This window comes from Oceanobacillus sp. NCCP-135 (assembly GCF_059698015.1).
Map to the genome: position 1 here is coordinate 171,178 of NZ_BAAKSZ010000002.1, position 24,869 is coordinate 196,046.

A 24,869-nucleotide genomic window follows, 5' to 3' on the forward strand; every position below is an offset into this window, starting at 1 on the left:
TATTTGCCAGAAATCTCATTATTATGATAAAAAATCATCACATAAAAGTGATGATTTTTTACATTGAAAACCAAAGTATAAAGTGAAACTTCATTCAGTGGGGGTTTCCCTTCCTCCCCCACCTTCACGTTTGGGATTTCTCACGCTTGGAGGTGGGGGTATTACAGCCCGTTAATTCGTGATAAAATTTGGTTTAACGTTTGCCTTTATTCCACCGATAGGAAAAAACAACTTTTTTAGAAGATCAGTATATGTGCAACTAAGGCTTGTCGATAAGTCCGTTTTCTAGTCGTTATGGATCCATATTAATCTTCATATCTTGTAAAATTTTTTTCTCCAGCCTAGACACTTGAACCTGAGATATACCCAATCTTTCAGCAACCTCTGACTGAGTTTGGTCTTTATAGTAGCGTAAATAGACGATTAATCGTTCCCGTTCATTTAATCTTCTGATTGCCTCTTGCAGGGTAAGTTTATCAAACCACTTCGTATCCTGGTCTGCTATCTGATCAAGTAACGTAATCGGATCACCATCATTTTCGAAAACTGTTTCATGAATAGAATGTGGTGATTTTGCTGCTTCCTGTGCATGAACAACTTCTTCAGGAGAAATTCCCAATTGCTCTGCGATTTCATTTACCGTTGGAGATCTACCAAGCTGTTTCGTTAATTCATCTTTCTTTTTCCGGATTTTATTCCCCACTTCTTTCAAAGAACGACTGACTTTCACACTTCCATCATCCCTTATAAAACGTTGAATCTCACCGATTATCATCGGAACAGCATACGTTGAAAAACGTACATCATAGGAAAGATCAAATTTATCAATCGATTTTATTAAACCGATACTTCCAATTTGAAATAAATCATCTGGATCGTATCCCCTATTAATAAAGCGTTGTACAACAGACCACACAAGACGAATGTTTTTTTCAACTAATATATCTCTAGCCTCTTTATCTCCACGCTGACTCCTTAAAATAAAATCTTTCACCTGTTCATCCGTTAATGAATCTTTGCGTTTATTATGTTTAACATGTACATTCATGGGCATCCCTAATTACTAACCGTTTTACTTTTCATCAGTTGCTTTGTCATGGTAACGGTCGTTCCTTTACCAAGGGTAGATATGACTTCCACTGAATCCATAAAATTTTCAATAATGGTAAACCCCATACCCGATCTTTCCAATTCCGGTTTGGATGTGTACAACGGCTGCAGAGCCTCATCAATGTCACTAATACCAATCCCATTATCTTTAATGGTTAATTCAATTTCCCCATCATGTATTACACAGTATATGGAGATTTTATGATGAGCCTCGTTATTGTATCCATGGATAATGCAATTTGTTACTGCTTCCGAAACTACCGTTTTAATTTCAGTTAATTCATCCATCGTTGGATCTAACTGTGTAATAAATGCTCCAACGGTTACTCTTGCAAAAGCTTCATTTTCACTGACACTTGAAAATTCTACAAACATTTCGTTCCTCATGAAGCCACCCCCAATGATTCTAACGCAAATTCCTCGTTCTCCTCCAAGCGTACAATTTTAAACAACCCTGACATCTCAAATAAACGTTTAATTGGTGGGGAGATAGAACATACAACCATCTCTCCACCAAGTTGCAACACTTCTTTGTATCTGCCTAGTATTACTCCTAGACCTGAGCTATCCATGAAAGTAACAAATTCCAGGTTTAAAATCACATGCTTTACTGAATTTGTATAGATAAGTTCCTTCCATTCACTTCGAAGTGTCTCTGCCTCATGATGATCCAGTTCTCCTGACAACCTTACAATCAATACATCTTCTTTAATATCAAACATTGAATTTAGTCCCATTTCCTTACCTCCTCATTTTACTCTGTAAGTTCTCTTTCTCTACGAAGGGGGTTAATTCCTGCTATATGACAAAAGAAGAAGAAATCCATCTAAATTAGAAAAAATTATCTGGATTTCGCTAATTTCTGCAAGGATCTTTTAAATAATGTAAAATAAGTAGCTTTTTCAATATCCTGTTCAACTGTTAAAGGGGTCTCAGATAAAATGTCTTCCCCATTTTTTACAATTAATTTTCCAACCTGTTCCCCTCTTTTTAATGGAAGATCAATATCTTTATTCAGGTGAACCTCTGTATTTATATTTTCAGTAGCCTCCCCTTTTCCATGAATTACACTAATTGATTGCGATGCTACAATATCGATATTTTTTATTTCAGCTTTTAGTAGTTGTAAATTAGTTATTATTTGATCTTTTTCAAATAGTTTCTTTGTATCAAACTGGTTAAATGCGTAATCTAGCATTTGTGACACAGTGGCATTTCGTTCCTTCGGCGTTTCTGCTCCCATCACAACTGCAATTACACGCATATCGTTCTTTTTTGCAGTAGCAGTTAAACAATATTTAGCTTCATTTGTAAAACCCGTTTTTAAACCATCCACCCCAGGATAAAATTTAACCAATTTATTTGTATTTACTAACCAAAATTCATTCTTTTTCCCTTTTCTCAGATAATCTTCATAAATGGATGTATATTCAGTTATTGTTTCGTATTTTAATAATTCTTTTGCGATTATTGCCATATCATAGGCAGTACTGTAATGATCCTCAGCGGGTAAACCTGTTGTATTTTGGAATTTCGTGTTTTTTAAATTTAACGCTTTTGCTTTTTCGTTCATTTTATTTACAAAAGCATCTTCACTTCCTGCTATTCGTTCTGCCAATGCTACACTTGCATCATTTCCTGAAGCAATTGCAACTCCCTTTAATAAATCTTTCACGGACATTTCTTCACCGGCCTCCAGAAATACCTGTGAACCCCCCATGGAAGCAGCACGTTCACTTATACGTATTATTTCATCATATTTTAAATTCCCTTGATCCAATGCCTCCATGATGAGCAGAAGTGTCATAACCTTCGTCATGCTGGCAGGTGGTAGTTTTTCATTCGCATTTTTATCAAACAGTAATTTTCCTGTATCACGTTCAATTAAAATAGCTGATTTGGCATTTGGTGCAAGGTTTAAAGTTCCTTCTGAATTATCCGTGCTTTTTTCTTCACCAAATACTGGTATAACAGAAATAAAAAGCATAGAAATTATGATGCTAATCATTAAAACATACTTTTTCATAGTTTTACCTCCAACAATCAATATAATTCTAGGGTTACCAGATTTGGTATTTTTTATACGGAAGAAATGCTTTAATTATTAAAATTACTGTTTTTTGTAAGATTGGACTGCACACTGCTCGCCCCATCGAAACCATTAGTTATTTTTGGTATAAAAAGCGACGTAAGAAGTGGTGAACAGTTATATAGCAATAAAATTACCCAAAAGAACCAGGACAAAAACGCGGGGGCACCCGTTTATCACCGTATGTCCTGAACTGAACCGTATGAGATTCAGCTTTTTAAGCAAAAATCAAGTTCATCTAAAAGGAAACACGATGAGTATAGAGTTTCGATGTTGACTTTCACCACAAGGGTATAAGTGCGACTATGTCTCTGGTTCCCAATCGGCAAGTCTTCTTTATCGAAAGGAAATTTCCGGAAGGGCAATAGGTGATGGGCGCTGGAGCTGGACGAGGCTGATTCTGATATTAAGTTATACACAGGCTACAAATTTTATAGTTTCCTGGTGTATGAAATAAAAAAACACACCGGCTAAAGTGTGTTATAATAGTTATTTCGTAACTGTACCATATATCAAAGTTGGTGCACTTACCTCATTTTTTGATATATCTATACTTGCATACAATTTTTCTTTTACATCTTCAACTGAATTCTGATTTGCGTGGATTGTCAACAACGACTCGCCTTCTTTAACGGTATCTCCAACCTTTTTATGTAGTACAATACCTACAGCAAGATCAATTTCAGATTCTTTTGTTGCTCTGCCCGCACCTAGCAGCATTGCAGCAGTACCTATATCGTTAGCAACTATCTTTTCGACTGTACCAGATACTTTTGCTGGTAGTTCTATTGTATAGGCAGCTTGAGGAAGTAATTCAGGATTGTCCGCAATACGAGCATCCCCACCCTGAGATTCAAGGAAGATCCTGAAATGTTCAAAAGCCTTGCCATTTGAAATATTTTCTTTTAATTTTTCTCTTGCTTCTTCAATACTATTTGCTTTATTAGCCAATACAACCATTTGACTGCCTAAAGTAAGAGAAAGCTCTGTTAGATCATCCGGACCATTGCCTTTAAGTGTATCAATTGCCTCCTTGATTTCTAAAGCATTGCCAATCGCATTGCCAAGTGGCTGACTCATATCGGAAATAACCGCCATCGTATTTCTACCTACTCGTTTTCCAATAGATACCATTGCATTAGCAAGATCTTTTGCATCCTCTAGGTCCTTCATAAAAGCACCAGCACCAGTTTTAACATCAAGTACGATCGCATCAGCACCTGAAGCTATTTTTTTACTCATAATGGAACTTGCAATCAAGGGAATAGAATTTACTGTTGCTGTGACATCTCTTAAACTATACAGTTTTTTATCTGCGGGGGTTAAATTACCTGATTGGCCGACCACAGCAACTTTATTTTTATTTACAAGCTTAATAAATTCTTCATTTGATATTTCAACATGAAAACCGGAAACAGCTTCTAATTTATCAATCGTACCACCGGTATGTCCGAGTCCTCTTCCACTCATTTTTGCAACAGGTACCCCAATAGATGCAACTAAAGGAGCTAATACTAATGTCGTTGTATCACCAACTCCGCCAGTGGAGTGTTTATCTACTTTTATTCCTGTAATAGGAGAAAGGTCAATTTGATCACCAGAATTTACCATTGCTGCGGTTAAATTTGCCCGTTCTTCTTCTGTCATATCCTGAAAATAGATCGCCATTAATAATGCACTTACTTGATAATCCGGTATTTCTCCATTTGTATATTCAGCGATAAAAAAATTAATTTCTTCCTTTGATAATTCTTGTCCATCCCGTTTTTTTTCGATAATGTCATACATTCGCATTTTTTGATCACCTTTTTTATAATTATTGTGGTAATGAATGAATAATCTTCTTTACAAATCGTAAAAAATCTTCTTTCACCTTTTCAGTTGTTTCTATGACCTCTGTATGTGTTAACGGTTGATCCAATATACCAGCTGCCATATTTGAAATACATGAAATTCCTAAGATGCGAACACCTGCATGCGCAGCAACAGTTACCTCGGGCACTGTAGACATACCTACAGCATCCCCACCTAGGATTCTTAACATTTTAATTTCTGCTGGTGTTTCATAGGTTGGACCGGTGTTTCCTACATAAACTCCCTTTTTAATGGTTAGTCCCAGCTCTCTTGCACAATCATCTGCATGTTGAATGTATTGTTTATCATAACATTGGGACATATCTGGAAACCGTACACCTAATTTGTCATTATTTTTTCCAAGTAATGGATTGTCGCTCATATTGTTTATATGATCAGTAATTACCATTAAATCACCAGGGCTGAAGCTTGTATTGATCCCGCCTGCAGCATTTGTAACAATTATTCCTTCTATCCCCAACTGTTTCATAACACGTACAGGAAAAGTTACCTCTTGCATCGAATAACCTTCATAATAATGAAAACGTCCCTGCATCGCAATAACCTGTTTCCCTTCTAATGTACCTGCAACTATTTGCCCTTTATGACCTGCTACAGTTGATTCAGGAAAATGTGGAATATCTTTATAAGGTATTGCTACAGAATTCTTAATTTCTTCAGCTAATACTCCTAAACCAGATCCAAGAATAAGTCCAATTGACGGGTTAATTGATAATTTATCTTGAATATATGAACTTGTCTCATTTATTGTTGATTGATCCACTTCACTTCATCCCTTCCAATTTATATCTACAAAAAAGCTTTTTCCGAATTCCGGCATTCTTACATTGAAGTTCTCAGAAATAGTTGCTCCAATATCGGCAAATGATTCTCTTAGTGGAAGTTGATTACCAGTTGTTATACCCAAGTGAAAGACTAGTAATGGAACAAGCTCGCGTGTGTGATCAGTTCCATGATGAACAGGGTCATTCCCATGATCTGCTGTAAGAATCAAAAGGTCATCTTCTTTTAGCTTGTTAATTACTTCAGGAAGTCTTGCATCAAACGCCTCCAGAGCTTTCCCATACCCTTCAGGATCTCGGCGATGACCGTATTTTGCATCAAAGTCAACTAAATTTAGGAAGCTTACCCCATTAAAGTCTTTATCCATTGATTCAACCAATTTTGTCATACCATCCTCATTATCAATGGTACGGATAGCCTCTGTGACTCCTTCCCCATCATAAATATCAGAAATTTTGCCAAGCGCAATAACATCATAGTTTGCATCCTTTAGTTCATTCATTACTGTCCGACCAAATGGTTTAAGCGCATAGTCATGCCGGTTGGAAGTCCTTTGAAATGAACCCGGTGTTCCGATAAATGGACGAGCAATTATGCGACCGACCATATATTTTTCATCCAAAGTTAATTCTCGAGCAATTTCACAAATACGATACTGTTCTTCTATTGGAATAATCTCTTCATGTGCTGCGATTTGCAACACTGAATCTGCTGATGTATATACGATTAATGCCCCTGTTTCCATATGCTCCTTACCAAGTTCTTTCAGTATCTCTGTACCTGATGCTGGTTTATTTCCAATGATTTTCCGACCTGATCTTAACTCCAATTCATTTATTAATTCTGCTGGAAAACCATCAGGAAAAGTTCTGAAGGGCTGTTGGATATGTAGTCCCATAATTTCCCAGTGTCCGGTCATCGTATCTTTACCGTTAGAAGCTTCCTGCATTTTAGTGTAATGTGCTTTTGGAGTTGTTGCTTTTTGAATCCCTTTAATTTCTCTAATATTACTTAATCCAAGCATTGCCATGTTAGGCATATGAAGCCCATGCATATGCTCAGCAATATGTCCCAGTGTATCAGCACCCTTATCATTGAATTTATCAGCATCTGGTGCTTCGCCGATACCAACTGAATCCATTACGATTAAAAATATACGTTTAAAATTTTTCATGTTTACTACCTCCTCGTAATTATATTCCCAATCTTCCTCATTTATATGTTTTTACTTTTATGTTGTAGGATGTCAGACAACTAAAAGTAAATAATTAAGCTCTAGGATGATATGATTTATAAATATCTTTTAATCTAGTTTTTGTTACATGTGTATAAACTTGTGTGGTAGATATATCTACATGACCTAGCATCTCCTGCAACACACGTAAATCCGCCCCATTTTCCAACAAATGTGTAGCGAAGGAATGGCGTAATGTGTGTGGAGTAACTGTCTTTTTTATTCCCGACTCTTTCGCAGCAGCTTTTAGAATTTTCCAGAATCCCTGTCTTGATAAGGCTCTTCCGTGCTGATTAACAAACAATTTATTTGTTTCGTTATTCGGTTTTACTAATTTTCCTCTAGCATTCTTCAAATATTCATCTACTGCTTGGATTGCAACATTTCCGAGTGGAACAATTCTCTCTTTTGATCCTTTTCCAAGACATTGAACAAACCCCATCGTTAAATGAAGATCACTCACTTTCAATGAAATCATTTCACTGACACGTAACCCAGTTGCATAAAGCAACTCAAGCATCGCTTTATTTCGGATTCTTAAAGTTGTATTTCCATTAATACTTAGTAATGTTTCTACTTCCTGTATAGATAGTACATCCGGAAGCTTTCTTTCTTTCTTTGGTGTTTCAATATGTAGGCTTACGTCCTTGCTTACAATTTGATCACGTATTAAGAATTGATGGAATGCACGGATGGATGAGATGTGACGTGAAATCGTAGCTGGAGATTTACCATTATCCTTTAACATGTACAAAAAGCCAATAATATCATTTCTAATAATATTGTTCCAATCCGTTTTTTGAATTACTTTTTCAATATAATTAATATATCCTGTTAAGTCACGCTTGTATGATTTTAATGTATTATCTGATAAACCTCTCTCAATTTGTAAATAATGAAAAAAATCATCCATTGCATATGTAAGCATCCCCGTTACTCCCCTAAACGAAAAAATAAATTCAATCGTTCAAAAAAACTTTGCTCTGTATTAAATACTTTTACTGCTGGTCCTTCTGGTGGATCGTAGCGATGGTATTGCTCATATTCAGAGTGCATCGTGCGCAAACCAAAATAAAATAAAAATGTACATGCCACGAATATAATAAAAACCTTTATTGTATCCCATATTATTCGCTTCATACAGCATAACCTCTCTTCTTGGAAAAACTAATCCTATTAGAAGATATGCCAAAAAAGAATAACATTATACATACAATATTAAGAAGCAGGATTTAAACGCCTTTTTATCCAATTAAAAAGCATTACACCACAAATGTACCTTTTTTCTGTTGATTTGTAAATTAAAAAAATTCCTGTAACCTGCATATGAAATTATGAGAAAACTAAAAGCCTTTCTTCCCATGGAAAAAAGGCAAATCAGGAAATATTATGTTGATGTTTTCACCGCTGCCTTCTGACATTGCTTACATATTCCGTGAAATGTCAGACGATGATCTTTTACTTTAAATCCCCAGTCATCTTGGACAATTTTTTCAACATCTTCTAATAAATCATCCACAATTTCTTCAACAGAACCACATTCAATACAAACGAGGTGATGATGAAAATGCTCAGCACCCTCTTTACGAAGATCATAACGAGACACACCATCACCGAAATTTATCTTATCGACAATTTTTAATTCTGACAATAATTCCAATGTACGATATACAGTAGCCAATCCAATTTCAGGCGCCTTTTCTTTTACAAGCAAGAAGACATTTTCCGCACTTAAATGATCCTCTTCCCGCTCCAGAAGTACTCTAACAGTAGCTTCTCTTTGTGGAGTAAGCTTATAGCTTTGTGCATGGAGCTGTTTTTTTATCCGATCAATTCGATGTTCCATGGCAAGTCCCCTCCCTCATATCCCATCTTTATTATATGCACCAATGAAAAGTGTGTCAAAGTATTATAGTATTAAATTATATCTAGAATAATTATAATATAAGTTTCATTATTGGTAAAATGATTTAATTAATGACTCCATTGCCTCGTTGGCAACAAATGTTTCCAGCAATGCCGCAGCAAAAGAAGTCACCAATAATAAAGCAAATATGGTTATATATTTTCCAAAAGGTTCAAAAACCGGCTGAGAAATTTTGCGGCTGAACACTTTACTCAATAAAGTTAGTGAGAATATCATCGACAAACTTCCGGCAATTATATATACTGGAATAATTAAAATATTCTGTGGAGCAATTGACAAAGCAGCGAGTAAGAGACCGTCTAAACCAAGTTGACTAACCATAAAGCCAACTGAAAAGCCTACTACTAACCCCTTAATAAATAATAATATCCAAACTATTGGCAAACCAATAACAGATATTCCTAAAATAAATAATAATAATAAATATTTAGCATGGTAAAAAAAACTATTTTTCAATATCTCTATATTTTCATAGTGCTGACCATCTGAAATCTGACCAAAGAATCTTTCCAGATAAAAAAACAATTCCCATTTTTGTACGGAATTCATACTATTAACGATAATTGCTCCAAATATAATCCCTGTTAAAAATAAAATTACCATAAAAAGATAAATCGTTGCATGGTCTTTTATGTGATTCATTATTAACGTTTTATTCTTGTACATCGGAATCCTCCATTCAAAATATCTTTCAATGTTAAAAACTATGAAGAATTCCGAGTAAAAATACCAAATTCACTATCATTTGTTTTTTAATAATAATTCAGGAAGGAGTTATGCTTCCATATTTGCCTCCCCCACCAGCTTTTATTTTTAATTGTCCTTCTCGCATTTCCATTATATAAGTTGCTAGTTTCACAGGAAGTACCTCTTTTAATTGCTCCAATGTTGCATGATGGATTACATTCATTTCTGTTCCAAAATGATCAAGTAATTTCTGAAAGGTTTTCTTTCCTAATGTGGGTAGGTATTCTAAAGGAACCTGATATAAGTAAGGTGGTCTTTCCCTCTTTACCACCACTACGTCTTTCAATTCCTGGATTCGATCAGATACCCCTTTAATAATTTTAATAGAATCACATGCAGGACACTTCGTTACACTTGGGTCAAGGACAGTCATACAATTATTACAAACTGTGGTATGATATTTGCCTAGCTGTGGATTCATCCCAAAGTTTCGTTTAATACCTCTACCGTTCACTTGATGTAAGGCCCAGTAAAATTCCTTAAATGAAGGAGTTTCCATAATTATTTCCTGATATTCCCGTGCAATTTTAGCCAAGGAATGCGCATCCGAATTCGAAACAAATGTATAGTTATGTAATTCTTTTATTTGGTCAGCCATCTTTGTATCTGAACTTAGTCCAAGTTCAATTGCATCTATTAAATCCGAATCAAGGACTTCTTCTAAAGATTTAATTACTCCCTTTCCGTATAAGCTTTTAAATGGGGTAAATACATGGGCAGGAATGAAAATACCTTCCAACTCTTTTACTTTATATTGTAATTCTTTAGCTGTTCCATAATACCTTTGAGAACTAAGTGTAATATTTTTCATTTTTGTAGTTAACCATTCGGAAAATCGTTTTATTTTTTCCAAGGTTGGAAAATAACATAAAACATGAATTGGACCCTGACAATAATTATCATAAACTTCTATTTCCGAACCTAATAATAACGTAACTTCCTCAAAGCGAATTCCACCTTCAGATAGCTCATAAGCTTTATTTGCCTTTATGAGCTGTTCAATCTCCTGTTGAACAGCTGGTGCATGGCTATCGATAACCCCAATTAGGTCTATTCCTTTATTTCGACTTGATTCCTTTAAAATATTCGTTAGTGTCAACGTTTTTGCCCCTGTTATTTTAACGGGTTTATCATATATATCCCTACCAATATGAATATGTATATCCGCAAAATAAGAATTTAACATTTTATCACATCCCCAATGCATGTAAATAAAGAATCGCATAATTTGTTTTTGCATCATGGATGCGCTTTTGTTCCACATACTGCTTGGCTTCATCCAATGTCAATTCCATGATTTCAACAAATTCATCATCATCACCAGCTACTGGATTTTCCATCTTTTCCAACTGATCTGTTATATAAATATACATCAGTTCATCAGCAAAACCAGGAGAGGTGTAAAAAGAACTGACAAAAGATAGCGCACTCGTCGTATACCCTGTTTCTTCCTCTAACTCGCGAATTGCAGTCACCTCTGGTTCTTCCCCTTTTTCTAATTTTCCTGCTGGTATTTCAATTAATGATTTTTCAAGGGGTTTTCGAAATTGTTCTACAAATACAATTTTATTATCTTTCGTAATTGGAATTATAGCTACTGCACCAGGATGCTTGATTAATTCACGTGTAGATGTTTTGCCATTTGGTAAAGCCACCTCATCAACCCGTAATTGAATCACTTTTCCATTATAGATATTTTCACTTTTAATCGTTTTTTCCTCAAATTTTTTCATCAATAATCACCCTTAGCCTTATAATACTCCCTCCATTTTACCATAAATATTCATGCAATCACTGTGAAATAGTTGTAATCTTTGATTGGTTATCCCTACAATAGTAATATGGAAAAGAAAGGGAGGCTACCTAAATGGAAAAACGACAGTTAGGTAAATCTGATATTTATACTTCTCTGCTTACACTCGGCTGTATGTCGCTCGGTACTGATGTGCGAAAGGCATCGAAAATTATTGATTACGCCTTAGACAGCGGGATCAATCATCTCGATACTGCAGATTTATATGATTTTGGCGAAAATGAGAAAATTATTGGTAACGTATTGAAAAATAAACGCGACAAGATTATTTTAACCACTAAGGTGGGAAATCATTTTAATAAAAGTAGGAAAGAATGGTTCTGGGATCCTTCTAAAAAACATATAAAAGAAGGTGCGAAAGATAGCTGCCTACGATTAGGTACCGATTATATCGATTTTTATATGCTGCATGGCGGAACAATCGATGATCCAATCAGTGAGTCAATCGAAGCATTTGAGGAATTAAAAACAGAGGGGCTTATCCGTGCTTATGGTATATCCTCAATTCGTCCGAATGTAATCCGTGAGTATGTCAAACATTCCACAATTGATGCTGTCATGATGCAGTATAATATACTTGACCGAAGACCAGAGGAAGATATTCTGGACTTACTGCATGCTAACAATATAAGTGTGCTTGCCCGTGGTCCCTTGGCAAAAGGAATGTTAAGCAATAACGCTGAAAGACAGATAGAAGCAAAAGGAAAGAATGGATTTTTGGATTATTCCTATGAAGAACTTAAGAAAGTATATCAGAGTCTCTCAGAAAATATCGGAGATGGACAAGCATTAAATGAAATTGCATTAAAATATGTACTCAAGCATCCCGCAGTTGCAAGTGCTGTATTTGGAGCAAGCTCGATTGATCAACTAAAGGAAAATACCAGCTTTGACCCTGCAAAAGGGTTAACAGATGAAATGTATTTAAAGCTTCAAGAAGCATCCAGCTCAATAACATATAAAAATTACCGTATTTAAAGAGAAGGGATGACAGTGGCTGTCATCCCTTCCTTTACTATTTATACTTCACATACACTTTGTGCTGGAATAAATGGATTTAAAATCCCCTCTGGACTGGAAAGTCGGAACATTTCACCTACAACATCCAGCTTCATAGCTTCAGCAAAAAATATAGCCTGCTGTTCATGAATCAGAATGGGATATCCATCATTTTCGAGTTCTATATCCAATGATTCTTTCTGGTTAGTAAATCGGATCGTTGGTATGCCATTCACACCACATCCGCAACCTTCTATATCGTACCATAATACTAAGTAACGATTATTATCTGTATTTAGTCCATCCAATAGTTCTTTAGCTTTAGGGGTAATTGTTAATTGCATTAGCAACCCTCCTCTACCATTAGCATAACAGGAAATGGATAAATTCTAAAAATATTTTTCCTTTTGTTATTTTTTATTAAACTGTTTCATTAACATGTCCTCCATTAATCGTGGAAAAAGATGATAGAGCTTGCTCCCTAATTCCATCCAGTATGGGAGATTAATTTCCCGTTTATTCGTAAATAAATGTTGAACTATTTTAGCCGCAACCTTGTCCGGATCCAACATATATCGTTCAACATTTTTTTGATAATTCCCACTAGGATCTGCTTCCTTAAAGAAGTTAGTTCGAACTGGACCTAAATTAACTGTAGTAACATGTATTTTTTCTGTTTTCATCTCAAGTCTTAATGCATTAGAAAAGCCAATCACCGCATGTTTTGTTGATGCATAAGCAGCAGATTTTGGGGTTGATATTTTACCAGATTGTGAAGCAATATTTATAATATGACCTTCCTGTTGATCTAAAAAATGAAGCAGCATCAGCTTCGTAGTTCGAATTAAAGCAAGTACATTTAACTGAAACATTCGTTCTACGTCTATCAAATCCATATCTTTTACGTAAGCGAATTTTCCAGCTCCGGCATTATTTATCAAACCATCAATCTTTTCATGCTTCCGTACTATTTTTTTTATTACACGATCCAGCTCTGTTGTATTTTGCAGATCAATTTGATATGCATAACTCTTTGCATCCAGTTCTTTGTTCATTAGCTCCTGCTGTTCTACTAATTTGTCCATAGAGCGAGCAAGCATAATAGGCACACCGCCACCTTTGGCAATATGCCAAGCTACTCTTTCTCCAATACCGCTTGAGGCACCAGTAACAACGATAATTTTATTCTTTAATCTAGCGTGCATGATACATTAAAACACCATTCTCAACTGTTTTTACGATTAGTTCTTCATCTTCGAGATAATCCAGTTGACCAATAGTTTCAGACATGGTTAAATCGATTTGTTTTTCATATTGTTTAGGAAAGATTTGCTTACAAAGCTGATATGGTGTTTGTGCTTGTTCTTTTAATAATTGGTAAACTTTATTTGCACGTTGTTCCTGTTTCTTTAATCGATACGGAATTAATTCTTCTACATCGAAAAAAACTTCACCATGTCCTGGGAAGACTGAAGTAATCCCTAAGGTTAAACATTTCTTTAAATTTGCTCGATATTGCAGCATCGGTTTAGCACGTGATGTAGTAGCATCACGTGGAGCTTCAATTATTGGATTTGGCGAGATATGTTGCAATAAATGATCTCCACCTATAAAAGCGCCATCGGTTTGACGCAGGAAGGATACATGACTTTGTGCATGACCTTTCGTTTCAATTACTTGCCAATCCTCGTGTCCCGGTAATAAATCACCTTCATCAATCATTGCTGTTAATTTACCCTCACCTGAAAAACGCAAGGGTGCTCGTAATTTTTCCAATACCGTATGAAACCGTTCTGGTATTCCGCAAGCTATAAAGTATTCCTTAAAAAAGTTCTCATAGTGCAAAAAGAAAGCTTCATTTCTTGTTAACCACAAATCAACATTTTTATGTGCAACTAAGCTATGTGCCCGAGGAAATTGCTCTATCAGTCCTGTATGATCTGGATGATGATGGGTTAGAATGATTTGTTCAATATCATTGGGATAGTAACCCAGTTCCTTTAATTGCACTTGTAATGCTTCCCATGCATCCTTTGTTTTCACGCCTGCATCAACTAATGAAAGCATATCACCTTTAATTAAATATACATGCGTATCCCCTACTGCAAACGGTGTTGGTAATGTCATTTGACTGACTGTCGTATCTAATACTTTCATAAATTAAATCCCCCAAAAAATGAATAATCATTCAGTTCTTGTATAATCTTACACCTTTTATTTCTAAAAGTCACCTAAAGAAGGCTATTATAATGGGGGAAAACTACGATTCTCTCTCTTTTTTTCTTCCCAATAACTGATGGATAGCTTCTGTAATAATTGCAGGTAAATAATCAAAGCTATAGGTTAACTCTAATCTTTCTGTCCATTGATGCGGGTCTTTTCCAAGTGGACCAATATTCAAGACAGGCATGGTTAATTGATCCATAATATCATCCGGAAATACAAATCCGTTATTTTGCAGTGGCATATTTATTGTTAATTGCTTTAATTTGCTAGTTGAAGATACGGGACCAACATAGCTTAAATCAGATAACCCTGTAAAAAACTCCGAAACCGTTAAATGAATGTCAAAATTTCTTCTTGTATATTCTTTTACATTATCCATTACCTTTTTAATAGTTAGATCAGCATGTGAGGAAACAGCCGGATAAAACGGTGGGCTATAAAATAATATGATCATTGGTGATAATTCTTTACAAATTGATGCTAAATCCTGCACTAGTAGGGAAGAAAAGTCCCGATCCCCTTGATCACGTTGACTTACTAATAAATTTTGCCGACGAATAATTTCCTCCTCACCATGTCGTTTAACTGCTTCTGCATATAGTTCTTCATACATGAAAATATTTACCTTTGAATTAATCATCGAGAAGTCATTGGAAACGTCAGCATACGAAGCAGCTTTCTCTTGAATATATGCATCAATTTCTTGCGCTGCAATTTGTGCACCTGCAAGTAATTTTTGATTAATCTCCTGAAAAGATTGTTTTAAATACAAAACATTATACATAGCAATAGCTGCACTTGGTGTTTGTACAGAATATTTTTCTTTCAGATCACGTTGCATAAGACTCACAGGTGGTGGTGTTACCTCATCATCAATTTTTTCAATAAATGACTCATTTAATTCAAGCTGACGAGATAGAAAGCTAACCATTAAATTTGGATTTAATCCAGCGAAAGGTTCACCTACATGTGATTCTTTGCCATAACAATAAAAACCGGGTAATACTTTGCCGATTGACCCGGTATATACATAATAATTATTGTCACCAGGATATTTACTAAACATCGGCTCTCCATTCGTACAAGCGATATAAATTAGGTTTTCTTCTATTTTTAAGTTATTTAATACAGGCAAAGCTGTTAACATCCCTTTTGAATTTACCTCTTCATCCGGTACTGATAACAATAAAATGTTTCCATCAAACTCCCCTTCGATTGCTTTTTCAAGCATGGATAAATGAATTGCAAGGCCAGCTTTCATATCCATTGTCCCACGTCCAAACAGCCAATCACCGCTCTCTAAATCATCCCGAACTGCTTTTGGCAATTCATCTTTGATACGATGCATTTCCTTTGTTAATTCTTTCGGATGAAAAGCAAGATTCTGAATAGAACCATAGTCCTCCGTACCAACGACATCAAAATGGCTTAATAAAATTACTGTTTCATTACGGGTACCTTTTCCCTTGACCAATGCGGTTAAAAGACGTCTTCCATCATCGAGCGAATGTAAATTTAAATAAGAATGATTGGTTTGAAAATATTCCTTTTGTGCTAATAAATGATACAGATACTCAGCAAGCTCAATTTCAGCATTAGAACCTGTAATGCTTTGATGATTAACAAGTGAGTACAATAAATCTGTTAATTGCTCTTTCGTTTGCCAGCTTTTCATTGTTATTCCTCCTGTCCAAATTGACTTTTACCAAAAAATAAAACACAATCATATAAGAGGTGAATGGATTGAAAACAAAAATAATCGCTCATCGTGGAGCTAGTAAACACGCACCTGAAAATACATTACCAGCATTTGAACTTGCTTATCACCAGAAAGCAGATGGTATTGAAACGGATGTACAACTAACAAAAGATAATATTCCAGTATTAATTCATGATGAGCATATAAAACGAACGACAAATGGTACCGGATACATAAAAGACTATACGTTTGAACAACTTCAAGGGTTCGATGCGGGATCCTGGTTTTCCGATAAGTTCTCCGGTACAAAAATAATCTCTTTAGATAAATTTTTAAAATGGGCTCAAGATAAGGCGTTATATTTAAACATTGAGCTTAAAAATAATAAAATAGATTATAAGAACCTGGAGTCAATTGTTTATGAATTAATTGAACACTATCAACTATTAAATCGTACCACATTATCAACGTTCAATCCAAACAGTGTGAAACGACTGAAAAGCTATAATAAAATGATTGAAGTCGCATTTTTAACCTCAAAACGAAATAAAAATCTGGTCTCATTTGCACATGAACTCGGTGCAAATGCCATTCATATTAAGTATCGGCTATTAAATGAACTGCTTATAAGTCAAGGTCAACAGACTAATATGGCTATTCGTGTTTACACAGTAAATAAATCTATATATATGTTGAAATGCTTTAAATATGATTGTGATGGTATTTTCACAGATATCCCAGAAAAAGCACTGTACTATCGTAAAATATTCAATCGATAAATTTACAGAAATAACCGAAGGAGGGTCTCAGGTGGCAAAATTATTCTCACCAAATACATGAGCGGATCTTAGATTCATTGGTAGTGCTTTATTAAGAAATCCTTACTGGGCAAAAACGGCAGCTGACGAAATAGGATATACTATAGATACACCCGCTCAATATAAACGTGGCTGGAAATAACAAAAACGTAAAGTGAGCGTTGCGAGTAAATATTGGTTTAGAATTCGCAAGGAACAAATGTCTCGCAGGGCTTTAGCACTGGAACTGGACGTGACGGATCTGATTGTTTAGTTAGTCAAAGCTCACAAATTTTGAAGTAACCTATATAATAATGATGACAGGAGTGCTATATTATGGAATTAATTTTTCTTGGTACTGGTTCAGGTGTCCCCTCAAAAGAAAGAAATGTATCAGCGATCGCCTTGACTGTATTACAAGAACTAAATAGTATATGGTTATTTGACTGCGGTGAATCAACACAACAGCAAATATTATATACGTCCATAAAACCAAGAAAAATAAAAAAAATATTTATTACACATCTACATGGCGATCATATATATGGATTGCCTGGTCTCTTAAGCAGCAGATCCTTTCAGGCTGGGGATGAATTGTTAACCATTTATGGACCTGATGGAATTAAGGAGTATATAGAAACTAGTCTTAAAGTTAGTGGTACACACCTAACCTACCCATTAACGATAATTGAAATAAGCGAAGGGAAAATTATGGAGAATGAAAAATTCATTGTTTATGCCGGTAAACTTGATCACGTTATACCAAGCTTTGGGTTTCGGATTGTTGAAAAAGACAAACCTGGTGAACTTTTAGTGGATAAATTAATGAATATCGGAATTATGCCTGGACCCATATATCAACAAATCAAGGAAAATTCAGTAATCAATACAGCAGATGGTCAAGTCATTCATCGTGAAGATTTTATTGGTAAAGACAAAAAAGGACGTATCATAAGTATTCTTGGTGATACCCGTGCCTCTCATTTACATAACACCCTTGTTGCGAATTCGGATGTACTTGTTCATGAAGCAACTTTCAACCATGAAAAAGAGGCTTTAGCAAAACAATATTTTCATTCCACTACTACACAAGCGGCGACCATGGCTAAGGAAAATAATGTAGGAAGATTAATATTAACACATATATCTTCCCGTTATCAGAAGAATGATAATCAATTATTATTAAATGAAGCACGTGAAATTTTTCCTGAAACAGAGCTGGCATATGACTTTTTAAAAATTGCTATTAATACAAAATAATAGAGGAGAGATTTCAATGAAACAACCTGCTGAAATAATCGCAGATCAACGCACTTTTTTTATGAATGGAAATACATTGGATTATGAAACTCGTAAAGAACAGCTAAGAAAAATCAAAAAAATGCTAAAGGATTATGAAACTGAAATCTACCAGGCTTTAAAGATAGATTTAAATAAGTCTAAGCACGAAACACTTACAACAGAATTGGGCTTTCTTTATAGTGAATTAGAATTTGCCATTAAAAATCTTGCTGCTTGGATGGAACCTAGCAAAGTGCTTGCACCGATTACACATAAAGGGACAAGAAACTATATTATGAAAGAACCATATGGTGTCAGCTTACTAATTTCTACTTGGAATTATCCATTACAATTGGCACTGGCTCCCGCAATTGGTGCAATAGCTGCTGGAAATTGCGTCATTTTAAAGCCATCGGAATATGCAAAAGCTACCTCCTTAATCTTGGCAGAGATGATTAGAAATACATTTGATCCTTCCTACTTTACTGTTATTCAAGGAGATAAAGAAGTAAGCGAAGAATTAGTAAAACAACAATTTGATTATATATTTTTTACAGGCAGTACTGAGGTTGGTAAAATTATAATGAAAGAAGCCAGTGTAAATCTTACACCCGTCACATTAGAATTAGGCGGAAAAAGCCCAGTTATTGTCGATGAAGATGCTAATATTAATCTGGCAGCAAAACGAATTGTTTGGGGAAAGTTTACAAATGCAGGGCAAACCTGTGTAGCTCCTGATTATTTATATGTACATGAAAAGGTTAAATTTAAACTATTAAAGGCGATGAAAAAATATATAAAATCGTTCTATGGGAAATTCCCTCTAAAAAATGATGAGTACACACATATCATAAATCAAAAACACTTTCATCGTCTTGAGCAATTTTTATTAACGGGAACTGTATTACATGGTGGCACTGTAGACCCTGAATTTTTAGCAATTGAGCCAACGATTTTAGATAAGATTTCATGGAGTGATCCGATTATGCAGGAGGAGATATTTGGACCTATTCTACCAGTATTAACCTTCAGCCATATTGAAGACGCCGTCGTAAAAATAAAGAGCAGAGAAAAACCGCTGGCACTCTATTATTTTGGAGAAAATGATAAAACACAGCAGCAAATTATGCAATTCTTATCATTTGGAGGCGGAAGTATTAATGACACCTTCTACCATCTAGCTAATCCACATTTACCTTTTGGTGGCGTTGGTGCAAGTGGTATGGGTTCATACCATGGTAAACACAGTTTTGACACATTCTCACACGCTAAGAGCATCTTGAAACAAACCACTAAATTTGATATGCCCTTTCGTTACCCTGGTGGTAAATTAACTCAATCTGTCGTTAAAAGAATAATGAAATAAACAAAAGACTTACACTGCCCTTAATGAAGTGTAAGTCTTTAATGTTTATAATCATCCAGAAAATCTTTCTGAAAGCTTGTTCTAGGTAGCTCCTCATCTTTACTAGTGTTATCTTTCCATTGTTTAAATACATTCCTACCATATTTCGCTGACAAGGTATCCATTACGGTGTATAGCTTCTCCTTACTCACCTCACTTTCATATGTAAACAAATCGAGCTGCCTGCCAATGTTTTGTTTTTCGTCTACATCCTGAACTGTAATACCAAGTAACCGTATCGATTCTAAATTCCAATGCCTTTGTAATAATTCATTGGCTACATGGAGAATTTCCTCTTTTGTAGCAATATAGGATTGAAGCTTCTTACTTCTTGTAATGGTTTTACGATCGTGAAAACGAATCATAATCTGTACATGTCGACCTGCTGCATTTTTACGCTTCAGTCGGCGTGCAACATTGTCTGCGAGCTGACCCATTAGTTTACGTATTTCTGCTTCATCTGTTGTATCATGCGGCAAGGTTTGCGAGCTTCCTATACTTTTGAAATCATACACAGCATCCGGATCAACTGGTCTAGTGTCAACCCCATTAGCTCTATTCTTTAAACGTTCTCCATTAATTCCTAATAATTGTTTTAATTGATAGACATCCTTTGCTGCGAGATCACCGATTGTTTTTACTTCAATCTTTTTTAATTTGGCAGCTGATTTTTCTCCGACACCATACATTTCCTCAATCGGCAATGGCCATAGAGTTTTGGCAATCTCTCTTTTTCTGAGTACAGTAATGCCTAAAGGTTTCTTCATGTCAGAGGCCATTTTTGCCAAAAATTTATTAGGAGCTATTCCTATACTGCATGGCAAATCAAGTTCCTTTAAAATTTGTTGCTGTAAACTTTTTGCTGTTTCCAGCGGACTTCCAACATGGCTAATTTCAGTAACATCCATGTATCCTTCATCAATTGAAACAGGTTGAACATATGGCGTTATTTCAGAAAGTATTTTAAATATTTCTTTAGAAGCTATACGATAACGATCAAAGTTGGGACGCAAAATAATTAATTCAGGGCAAAGCTTCTTTGCCTGCCAAACATTCATCGTCGTTTTGACACCTTTTGCTCTCGCTTCATAACTACTAGTTACAATGATTCCTTTTCGCTCTTCCGGATTTCCTGCAATTGCTAGTGGCTTTCCCTTAAGTTTAGGATTAGCGGCCATTTCCACTGAGGCATAAAAGCAATTCATATCAATATGAAATATAACTTTTCCCATTTTGGGTTTCGGCTGTATCATACAGAATCCATCCTTTTAAATCCGCTATACTTAGTATAGCATATTGAGTAAGCCCCCTTAAGAAAACTGTTCTCATTTGATATCCTTTCGTTATTTTGCAGTTTCTTTTATAATTGCTATGACTAATTCTGTGACCTTAACAAGCTCATTTACAGGGATACGTTCATTTGTTGTATGAAGTTCCTCATAGCCAACAGCTAAATTTACTGTTGGGATTCCCAGTCCTGCAATTACGTTAGCATCACTTCCACCACCACTTTTAAGCAGGTTACTTTCACGACCAATTATCTTTGCAGCATTTCGTGCTACTTCCACAACCTCATCACCAGCCTGCTGCTTAAATCCGGGATACATTACGTTGATCGATACATCTGCAAAGCCGCCTAATTCTTGAGCAGTACTTTCAAATGCCTCTTTCATTTTAGCAACCTGTGCTTCCATTTTTTCGGCAATTAATGATCTTGCTTCTGCTAATATTTCTACATGGTCTACAACGATATTCGTCTGTTTGCCGCCCTCAAATCGTCCAATATTTGCTGTTGTTTCTTCATCTATTCGACCCAGTGGCATTTTTGAAATTGCCTTTGCAGCAAGTGTGATTGCAGAAACACCTTTTTCCGGAGCTACACCAGCATGAGCAGTTTTCCCTTTTATCACAGCATAAATTTTAGCTTGAGTAGGAGCTGCTACAATGATGTCTCCTACTTCTCCATTACTGTCAAGCGCATATCCGTATTTTGCATGTATTAAAGAACCATCGAGTTGTTTCGCACCAACTAAACCAGATTCTTCTCCAACTGTAATAATAAATTGAATATTTCCATGCTTTATTTGATTCTCCTGTAATACACGGATGGACTCAAGCATGGCAGCAAGACCTGCTTTATCATCTGCACCCAAAATTGTTGTACCATCTGAAATAATATAGCCATCTTCAATGGATGGTTTAATTCCCTTTCCAGGAACTACCGTGTCCATATGAGACGTAAAATAGATCGGATCTACATTATCTTTATTTCCTTTTAATGTACAAATTAAATTTCCGGCGCCATGACCCGTTTTTTCCTTACTGTCATCCTCAAAGACATCGAGACCGAGATCTGAAAATTTCTTCTTTAAAACCTTGGCTATTTCAGCCTCATACTTTGTCTCTGAGTCAATCCTTATTAGCTCTAAAAATTCATTTATCAACCGATCTTGATTTACGTTTAGCATCACTCATATCCTCCTGTTTATTTTCTATAAATGTGACAAGTCTATAATGGTATATTACCATGCTTCTTCTTCGGTCGTTCTTCCTGTTTATTATAAAGCATTTCTAAAGCCTGAATAAGCTTTTTACGAGTTTCCCTTGGATCTATTACATCATCAACCATTCCGAGTCCTGCTGCTACATAAGGATTTGCAAATTTCTCACGATATGTATTAATTTTTTCCTGACGGGTTTTTTCTGGGTTTTCACTTTCAGCTATTTCTTTTGCAAAAATAATATTTGCTGCGCCCTCAGGTCCCATTACCGCAATTTCAGCATTTGGCCATGCATACACAAGATCTGCTCCGATGGATTTACTGTTCAAAGCAACATATGCTCCGCCATAGGCTTTACGTGTGATAACCGTAATTTTAGGTACAGTCGCTTCCGAGTAAGCAAATAAAATTTTTGCACCATGACGAATTATTCCACCATGCTCCTGTTTAACCCCCGGAAAAAATCCTGTCACATCCTCAAAGGTAATTATCGGGATATTAAATGAATCACAAAAGCGAATAAATCGGGCAGCTTTATCACTCGAATCAATATCAAGTCCTCCAGCCAAATATTTTGGCTGGTTACATACTAACCCTACTGTTTCCCCTTTTATACGTGCAAAGCCGACTACGATGTTTTTCGCAAAATTTTCATGTATTTCAAAGAAGCTATCTTCATCAACAACTTGAGCAATTACTTTTTTTACATCATACGGACTCTTTGCATCAATTGGGACGATATCTGTCAGATCATATTGCGAATTCGCTTCTCCATGATACGCTTTTACCTCAGCTTTTTCCTGATTATTTGCAGGTAAATAGCTGAGTAATGTACGTACTGCATCCAGTACATCGGCTTCGCTTTTTGCTTTAAAATGTGCATTCCCGCTTTTCGAACTATGAATATGTGCACCACCAAGATTTTCGGGTGAGATTTTTTCTCCAGTAACTGTTTCAATTACTTTCGGACCAGTTATAAACATTTGAGATGTTTTTTCAACCATGAATACAAAGTCAGTGATAGCCGGTGAATAAACGGCACCACCTGCACTTGGACCCATAATAACAGAAATTTGTGGGATTACACCTGAATATATGGAGTTACGATAAAAAACCTGCCCATACCCATCAAGGGAGGATACACCTTCCTGAATCCGTGCTCCACCGGAATCATTTAATCCAATAAAGGGGACACCGTTTTTTGCTGCCAAATCCATAACTGCTGCAATTTTCTTCCCATGCATCTCGCCAAGTGCACCACCATAAACTGTGAAATCCTGGGCAAATAAATAAATTGGCTTACCAAATACTTTACCAAAACCTGTAACTACACCTTCACCTTTGGCATTATTATTATTCATACCAAAATCAGCTGAGCGATGTTCGATGAATGGATTTAATTCTACAAACGTATCCTTATCAAGCAGATAATCGATTCTTTCTCTTGCCGTCATTTTTCCCTTGTCATGCTGTTTTTCGATTCGTTCATCCCCTCCACCAAGTTCTGTTTGTCTGCGCTTATCATAAAGTTCATTAATTTTGTCAAAAATATCCATTAGGATTCACTTCCCTCATCATGCTGACATAATTCAACTAATACGCCATTTGTTGTTTTTGGATGAATAAAAGCAATTTGGCTATTGTCGGCACCTTGTTTTGCCTCATTATTAACCAACTGAATTCCCTCTGATTTTAATTTTTTAAGACGAGTGTTGAGATCATCAACCTCCAGCGCTATATGATGAATCCCTTCCCCCTTCTTGTCAATAAATGTCTGAATAGAAGATGATTCATTTAAAGCTTCCAGTAATTCAATTCTGGTCTCCCCAATTTTTATAAAAGCAACCTTTACACCCTCTGACTCTACTTGTTCTACACCTTCCAGTTCCAAACCTAGTGAATCGGTATAAAATGTTAGTGCCTGATCAAGGCTCTTTACCGCAATTCCAATATGGGCAATCTTTTTAGGTGGCGTTTCTAATGCTTTTTCCGGCTGAATTAATTGCTGGATATAATTTGCCAGAGCTTCTGTAGATGCACCGCTGGTAAAGATTTTCCTCACTCCTTTTTCGATTAAAAAAGGAATATCCTCACTCGGAATTACGCCCCCGCCAACTACAAGAATGTCCTCTGCATTTCGCTTTTTTAATTCTTCAATTACCTTTGGGAATAATGTTTTATGTGCTCCGGATAAAGATGATAAACCAATTACATCTACATCTTCCTGAATTGCTGCTTGTGCTATTTGCACTGGTGATTGCCTGAGACCAGTATAAATCACTTCCATTCCATGATCTCTAAGTGCCTGGGAAATAATTAATGCACCACGATCATGTCCATCCAGTCCCGGTTTTGCTACTAATACACGAATTTTCTTCATTTT

The 24,869-nt window shown here is 35.8% G+C and carries 25 protein-coding genes and 1 pseudogene; 5 read left to right on the forward strand and 21 right to left on the reverse strand.

Annotation, left to right across the window (positions count from 1 at the left end; all coding sequences use genetic code 11):
- Positions 1-292: 292 nt before the first annotated feature.
- The 13 genes from sigF to AC6HVZ_RS02650 all read right to left on the reverse strand — a co-directional run bounded on the left by sigF (position 293) and on the right by AC6HVZ_RS02650 (position 11,498).
- Positions 293-1,048: an RNA polymerase sporulation sigma factor SigF gene (sigF, locus tag AC6HVZ_RS02590; RefSeq protein ID WP_497556565.1), complete on the reverse strand. Its 756-nt coding sequence runs from the start codon at positions 1,046-1,048 to the stop codon at positions 293-295.
- A gap of 8 nt (positions 1,049-1,056) precedes the next feature.
- On the reverse strand, positions 1,057-1,497 hold the full coding sequence (spoIIAB, locus tag AC6HVZ_RS02595) for an anti-sigma F factor (RefSeq protein ID WP_497556566.1): 441 nt from the start codon (positions 1,495-1,497) through the stop codon (positions 1,057-1,059).
- Entirely contained in the window at positions 1,494-1,847 is a 354-nt protein-coding gene (spoIIAA, locus tag AC6HVZ_RS02600; protein WP_497556567.1) for an anti-sigma F factor antagonist, read from the reverse strand. The genes spoIIAB and spoIIAA overlap by 4 nt, the downstream gene beginning before the upstream one ends.
- 104 nt (positions 1,848-1,951) lie before the next feature.
- A complete protein-coding gene (locus tag AC6HVZ_RS02605; RefSeq protein WP_497556568.1) occupies positions 1,952-3,136 on the reverse strand; it encodes a D-alanyl-D-alanine carboxypeptidase family protein in 1,185 nt (394 codons plus the stop codon).
- 552 nt (positions 3,137-3,688) lie between these two features.
- Positions 3,689-4,993, reverse strand: a complete 1,305-nt coding sequence (locus tag AC6HVZ_RS02610) for a pyrimidine-nucleoside phosphorylase (RefSeq protein ID WP_497556569.1) — start codon at positions 4,991-4,993, stop codon at positions 3,689-3,691.
- Positions 4,994-5,015: 22 nt separating this feature from the next.
- On the reverse strand, positions 5,016-5,837 hold the full coding sequence (locus AC6HVZ_RS02615; RefSeq protein ID WP_497556570.1) for a purine-nucleoside phosphorylase: 822 nt from the start codon (positions 5,835-5,837) through the stop codon (positions 5,016-5,018).
- Positions 5,838-5,843: 6 nt separating this feature from the next.
- The gene (deoB, locus tag AC6HVZ_RS02620; RefSeq protein WP_497556571.1) at positions 5,844-7,031 is read right to left on the reverse strand and encodes a phosphopentomutase; all 1,188 of its coding nucleotides are present in this window, start codon (positions 7,029-7,031) and stop codon (positions 5,844-5,846) included.
- Positions 7,032-7,125: 94 nt separating this feature from the next.
- Entirely contained in the window at positions 7,126-8,019 is an 894-nt protein-coding gene (gene xerD / locus AC6HVZ_RS02625; RefSeq protein ID WP_497556572.1) for a site-specific tyrosine recombinase XerD, read from the reverse strand.
- Positions 8,020-8,024: 5 nt separating this feature from the next.
- Positions 8,025-8,231, reverse strand: a complete 207-nt coding sequence (locus tag AC6HVZ_RS02630; protein ID WP_497556573.1) for a YqzK family protein — start codon at positions 8,229-8,231, stop codon at positions 8,025-8,027.
- A gap of 247 nt (positions 8,232-8,478) precedes the next feature.
- A complete protein-coding gene (fur, locus tag AC6HVZ_RS02635; protein WP_497556574.1) occupies positions 8,479-8,937 on the reverse strand; it encodes a ferric iron uptake transcriptional regulator in 459 nt (152 codons plus the stop codon).
- A 108-nt stretch (positions 8,938-9,045) separates the two neighbouring features.
- A complete protein-coding gene (gene spoIIM / locus AC6HVZ_RS02640; RefSeq protein WP_497556575.1) occupies positions 9,046-9,684 on the reverse strand; it encodes a stage II sporulation protein M in 639 nt (212 codons plus the stop codon).
- 97 nt (positions 9,685-9,781) lie between these two features.
- Entirely contained in the window at positions 9,782-10,951 is a 1,170-nt protein-coding gene (locus AC6HVZ_RS02645) for an endonuclease Q family protein (protein WP_497556576.1), read from the reverse strand.
- Between the two features lie 4 nt (positions 10,952-10,955).
- On the reverse strand, positions 10,956-11,498 hold the full coding sequence (locus tag AC6HVZ_RS02650) for an NUDIX hydrolase (RefSeq protein WP_497556577.1): 543 nt from the start codon (positions 11,496-11,498) through the stop codon (positions 10,956-10,958).
- A 134-nt stretch (positions 11,499-11,632) separates the two neighbouring features.
- On the opposite strand from AC6HVZ_RS02650, the gene AC6HVZ_RS02655 reads away from it, so the two are divergent.
- Positions 11,633-12,556, forward strand: a complete 924-nt coding sequence (locus AC6HVZ_RS02655; protein WP_497556578.1) for an aldo/keto reductase — start codon at positions 11,633-11,635, stop codon at positions 12,554-12,556.
- A 41-nt stretch (positions 12,557-12,597) separates the two neighbouring features.
- Here the strand turns inward: AC6HVZ_RS02655 and AC6HVZ_RS02660 are convergent, their stop codons facing one another.
- The 4 genes from AC6HVZ_RS02660 to AC6HVZ_RS02675 all read right to left on the reverse strand — a co-directional run bounded on the left by AC6HVZ_RS02660 (position 12,598) and on the right by AC6HVZ_RS02675 (position 16,478).
- Complete coding sequence (locus AC6HVZ_RS02660) at positions 12,598-12,921, reverse strand: iron-sulfur cluster biosynthesis family protein (protein WP_497556579.1); 324 nt, start codon at positions 12,919-12,921, stop codon at positions 12,598-12,600.
- 66 nt (positions 12,922-12,987) lie between these two features.
- Entirely contained in the window at positions 12,988-13,782 is a 795-nt protein-coding gene (locus AC6HVZ_RS02665) for an SDR family NAD(P)-dependent oxidoreductase (protein ID WP_497556580.1), read from the reverse strand.
- Positions 13,772-14,734 (reverse strand): MBL fold metallo-hydrolase, encoded by a 963-nt coding sequence (locus AC6HVZ_RS02670; protein WP_497556581.1) that lies wholly within the window; start codon positions 14,732-14,734, stop codon positions 13,772-13,774. Before AC6HVZ_RS02670 ends, AC6HVZ_RS02665 begins: the two co-directional genes overlap by 11 nt.
- Before the next feature lie 103 nt (positions 14,735-14,837).
- Positions 14,838-16,478, reverse strand: coding sequence for a M20/M25/M40 family metallo-hydrolase (locus AC6HVZ_RS02675; RefSeq protein WP_497556582.1), 1,641 nt, complete (start codon positions 16,476-16,478; stop codon positions 14,838-14,840).
- Positions 16,479-16,546: 68 nt separating this feature from the next.
- Between AC6HVZ_RS02675 and AC6HVZ_RS02680 the strand changes: the two genes are divergently transcribed.
- The 4 genes and pseudogenes from AC6HVZ_RS02680 to AC6HVZ_RS02695 all read left to right on the forward strand — a co-directional run bounded on the left by AC6HVZ_RS02680 (position 16,547) and on the right by AC6HVZ_RS02695 (position 19,946).
- Positions 16,547-17,281, forward strand: coding sequence for a glycerophosphodiester phosphodiesterase (locus tag AC6HVZ_RS02680; RefSeq protein WP_497556583.1), 735 nt, complete (start codon positions 16,547-16,549; stop codon positions 17,279-17,281).
- Between the two features lie 61 nt (positions 17,282-17,342).
- Positions 17,343-17,462, forward strand: a pseudogene (locus tag AC6HVZ_RS02685) (NADPH dehydrogenase); the annotation flags it as partial.
- Positions 17,463-17,635: 173 nt separating this feature from the next.
- On the forward strand, positions 17,636-18,559 hold the full coding sequence (rnz, locus tag AC6HVZ_RS02690) for a ribonuclease Z (protein WP_497556584.1): 924 nt from the start codon (positions 17,636-17,638) through the stop codon (positions 18,557-18,559).
- A gap of 16 nt (positions 18,560-18,575) precedes the next feature.
- Positions 18,576-19,946: an aldehyde dehydrogenase gene (locus tag AC6HVZ_RS02695; RefSeq protein WP_497556585.1), complete on the forward strand. Its 1,371-nt coding sequence runs from the start codon at positions 18,576-18,578 to the stop codon at positions 19,944-19,946.
- A 38-nt stretch (positions 19,947-19,984) separates the two neighbouring features.
- Here AC6HVZ_RS02695 and AC6HVZ_RS02700 read toward each other — a convergent pair whose 3' ends face one another.
- From AC6HVZ_RS02700 to mce, 4 genes are all read right to left on the reverse strand, one after another.
- Positions 19,985-21,235, reverse strand: coding sequence for a DNA polymerase IV (locus tag AC6HVZ_RS02700; RefSeq protein ID WP_497556613.1), 1,251 nt, complete (start codon positions 21,233-21,235; stop codon positions 19,985-19,987).
- Positions 21,236-21,328: 93 nt separating this feature from the next.
- Positions 21,329-22,453, reverse strand: a complete 1,125-nt coding sequence (locus tag AC6HVZ_RS02705) for a M20/M25/M40 family metallo-hydrolase (protein ID WP_497556614.1) — start codon at positions 22,451-22,453, stop codon at positions 21,329-21,331.
- Positions 22,454-22,494: 41 nt separating this feature from the next.
- Positions 22,495-24,042: an acyl-CoA carboxylase subunit beta gene (locus tag AC6HVZ_RS02710; protein ID WP_497556586.1), complete on the reverse strand. Its 1,548-nt coding sequence runs from the start codon at positions 24,040-24,042 to the stop codon at positions 22,495-22,497.
- Positions 24,042-24,866 carry a methylmalonyl-CoA epimerase gene (gene mce, locus AC6HVZ_RS02715; protein WP_497556587.1) on the reverse strand — a complete coding sequence of 275 codons (825 nt, stop codon included), beginning with the start codon at positions 24,864-24,866 and terminating at the stop codon, positions 24,042-24,044. The genes AC6HVZ_RS02710 and mce overlap by 1 nt, the downstream gene beginning before the upstream one ends.
- Between the last annotated feature and the right edge of the window lie 3 nt (positions 24,867-24,869).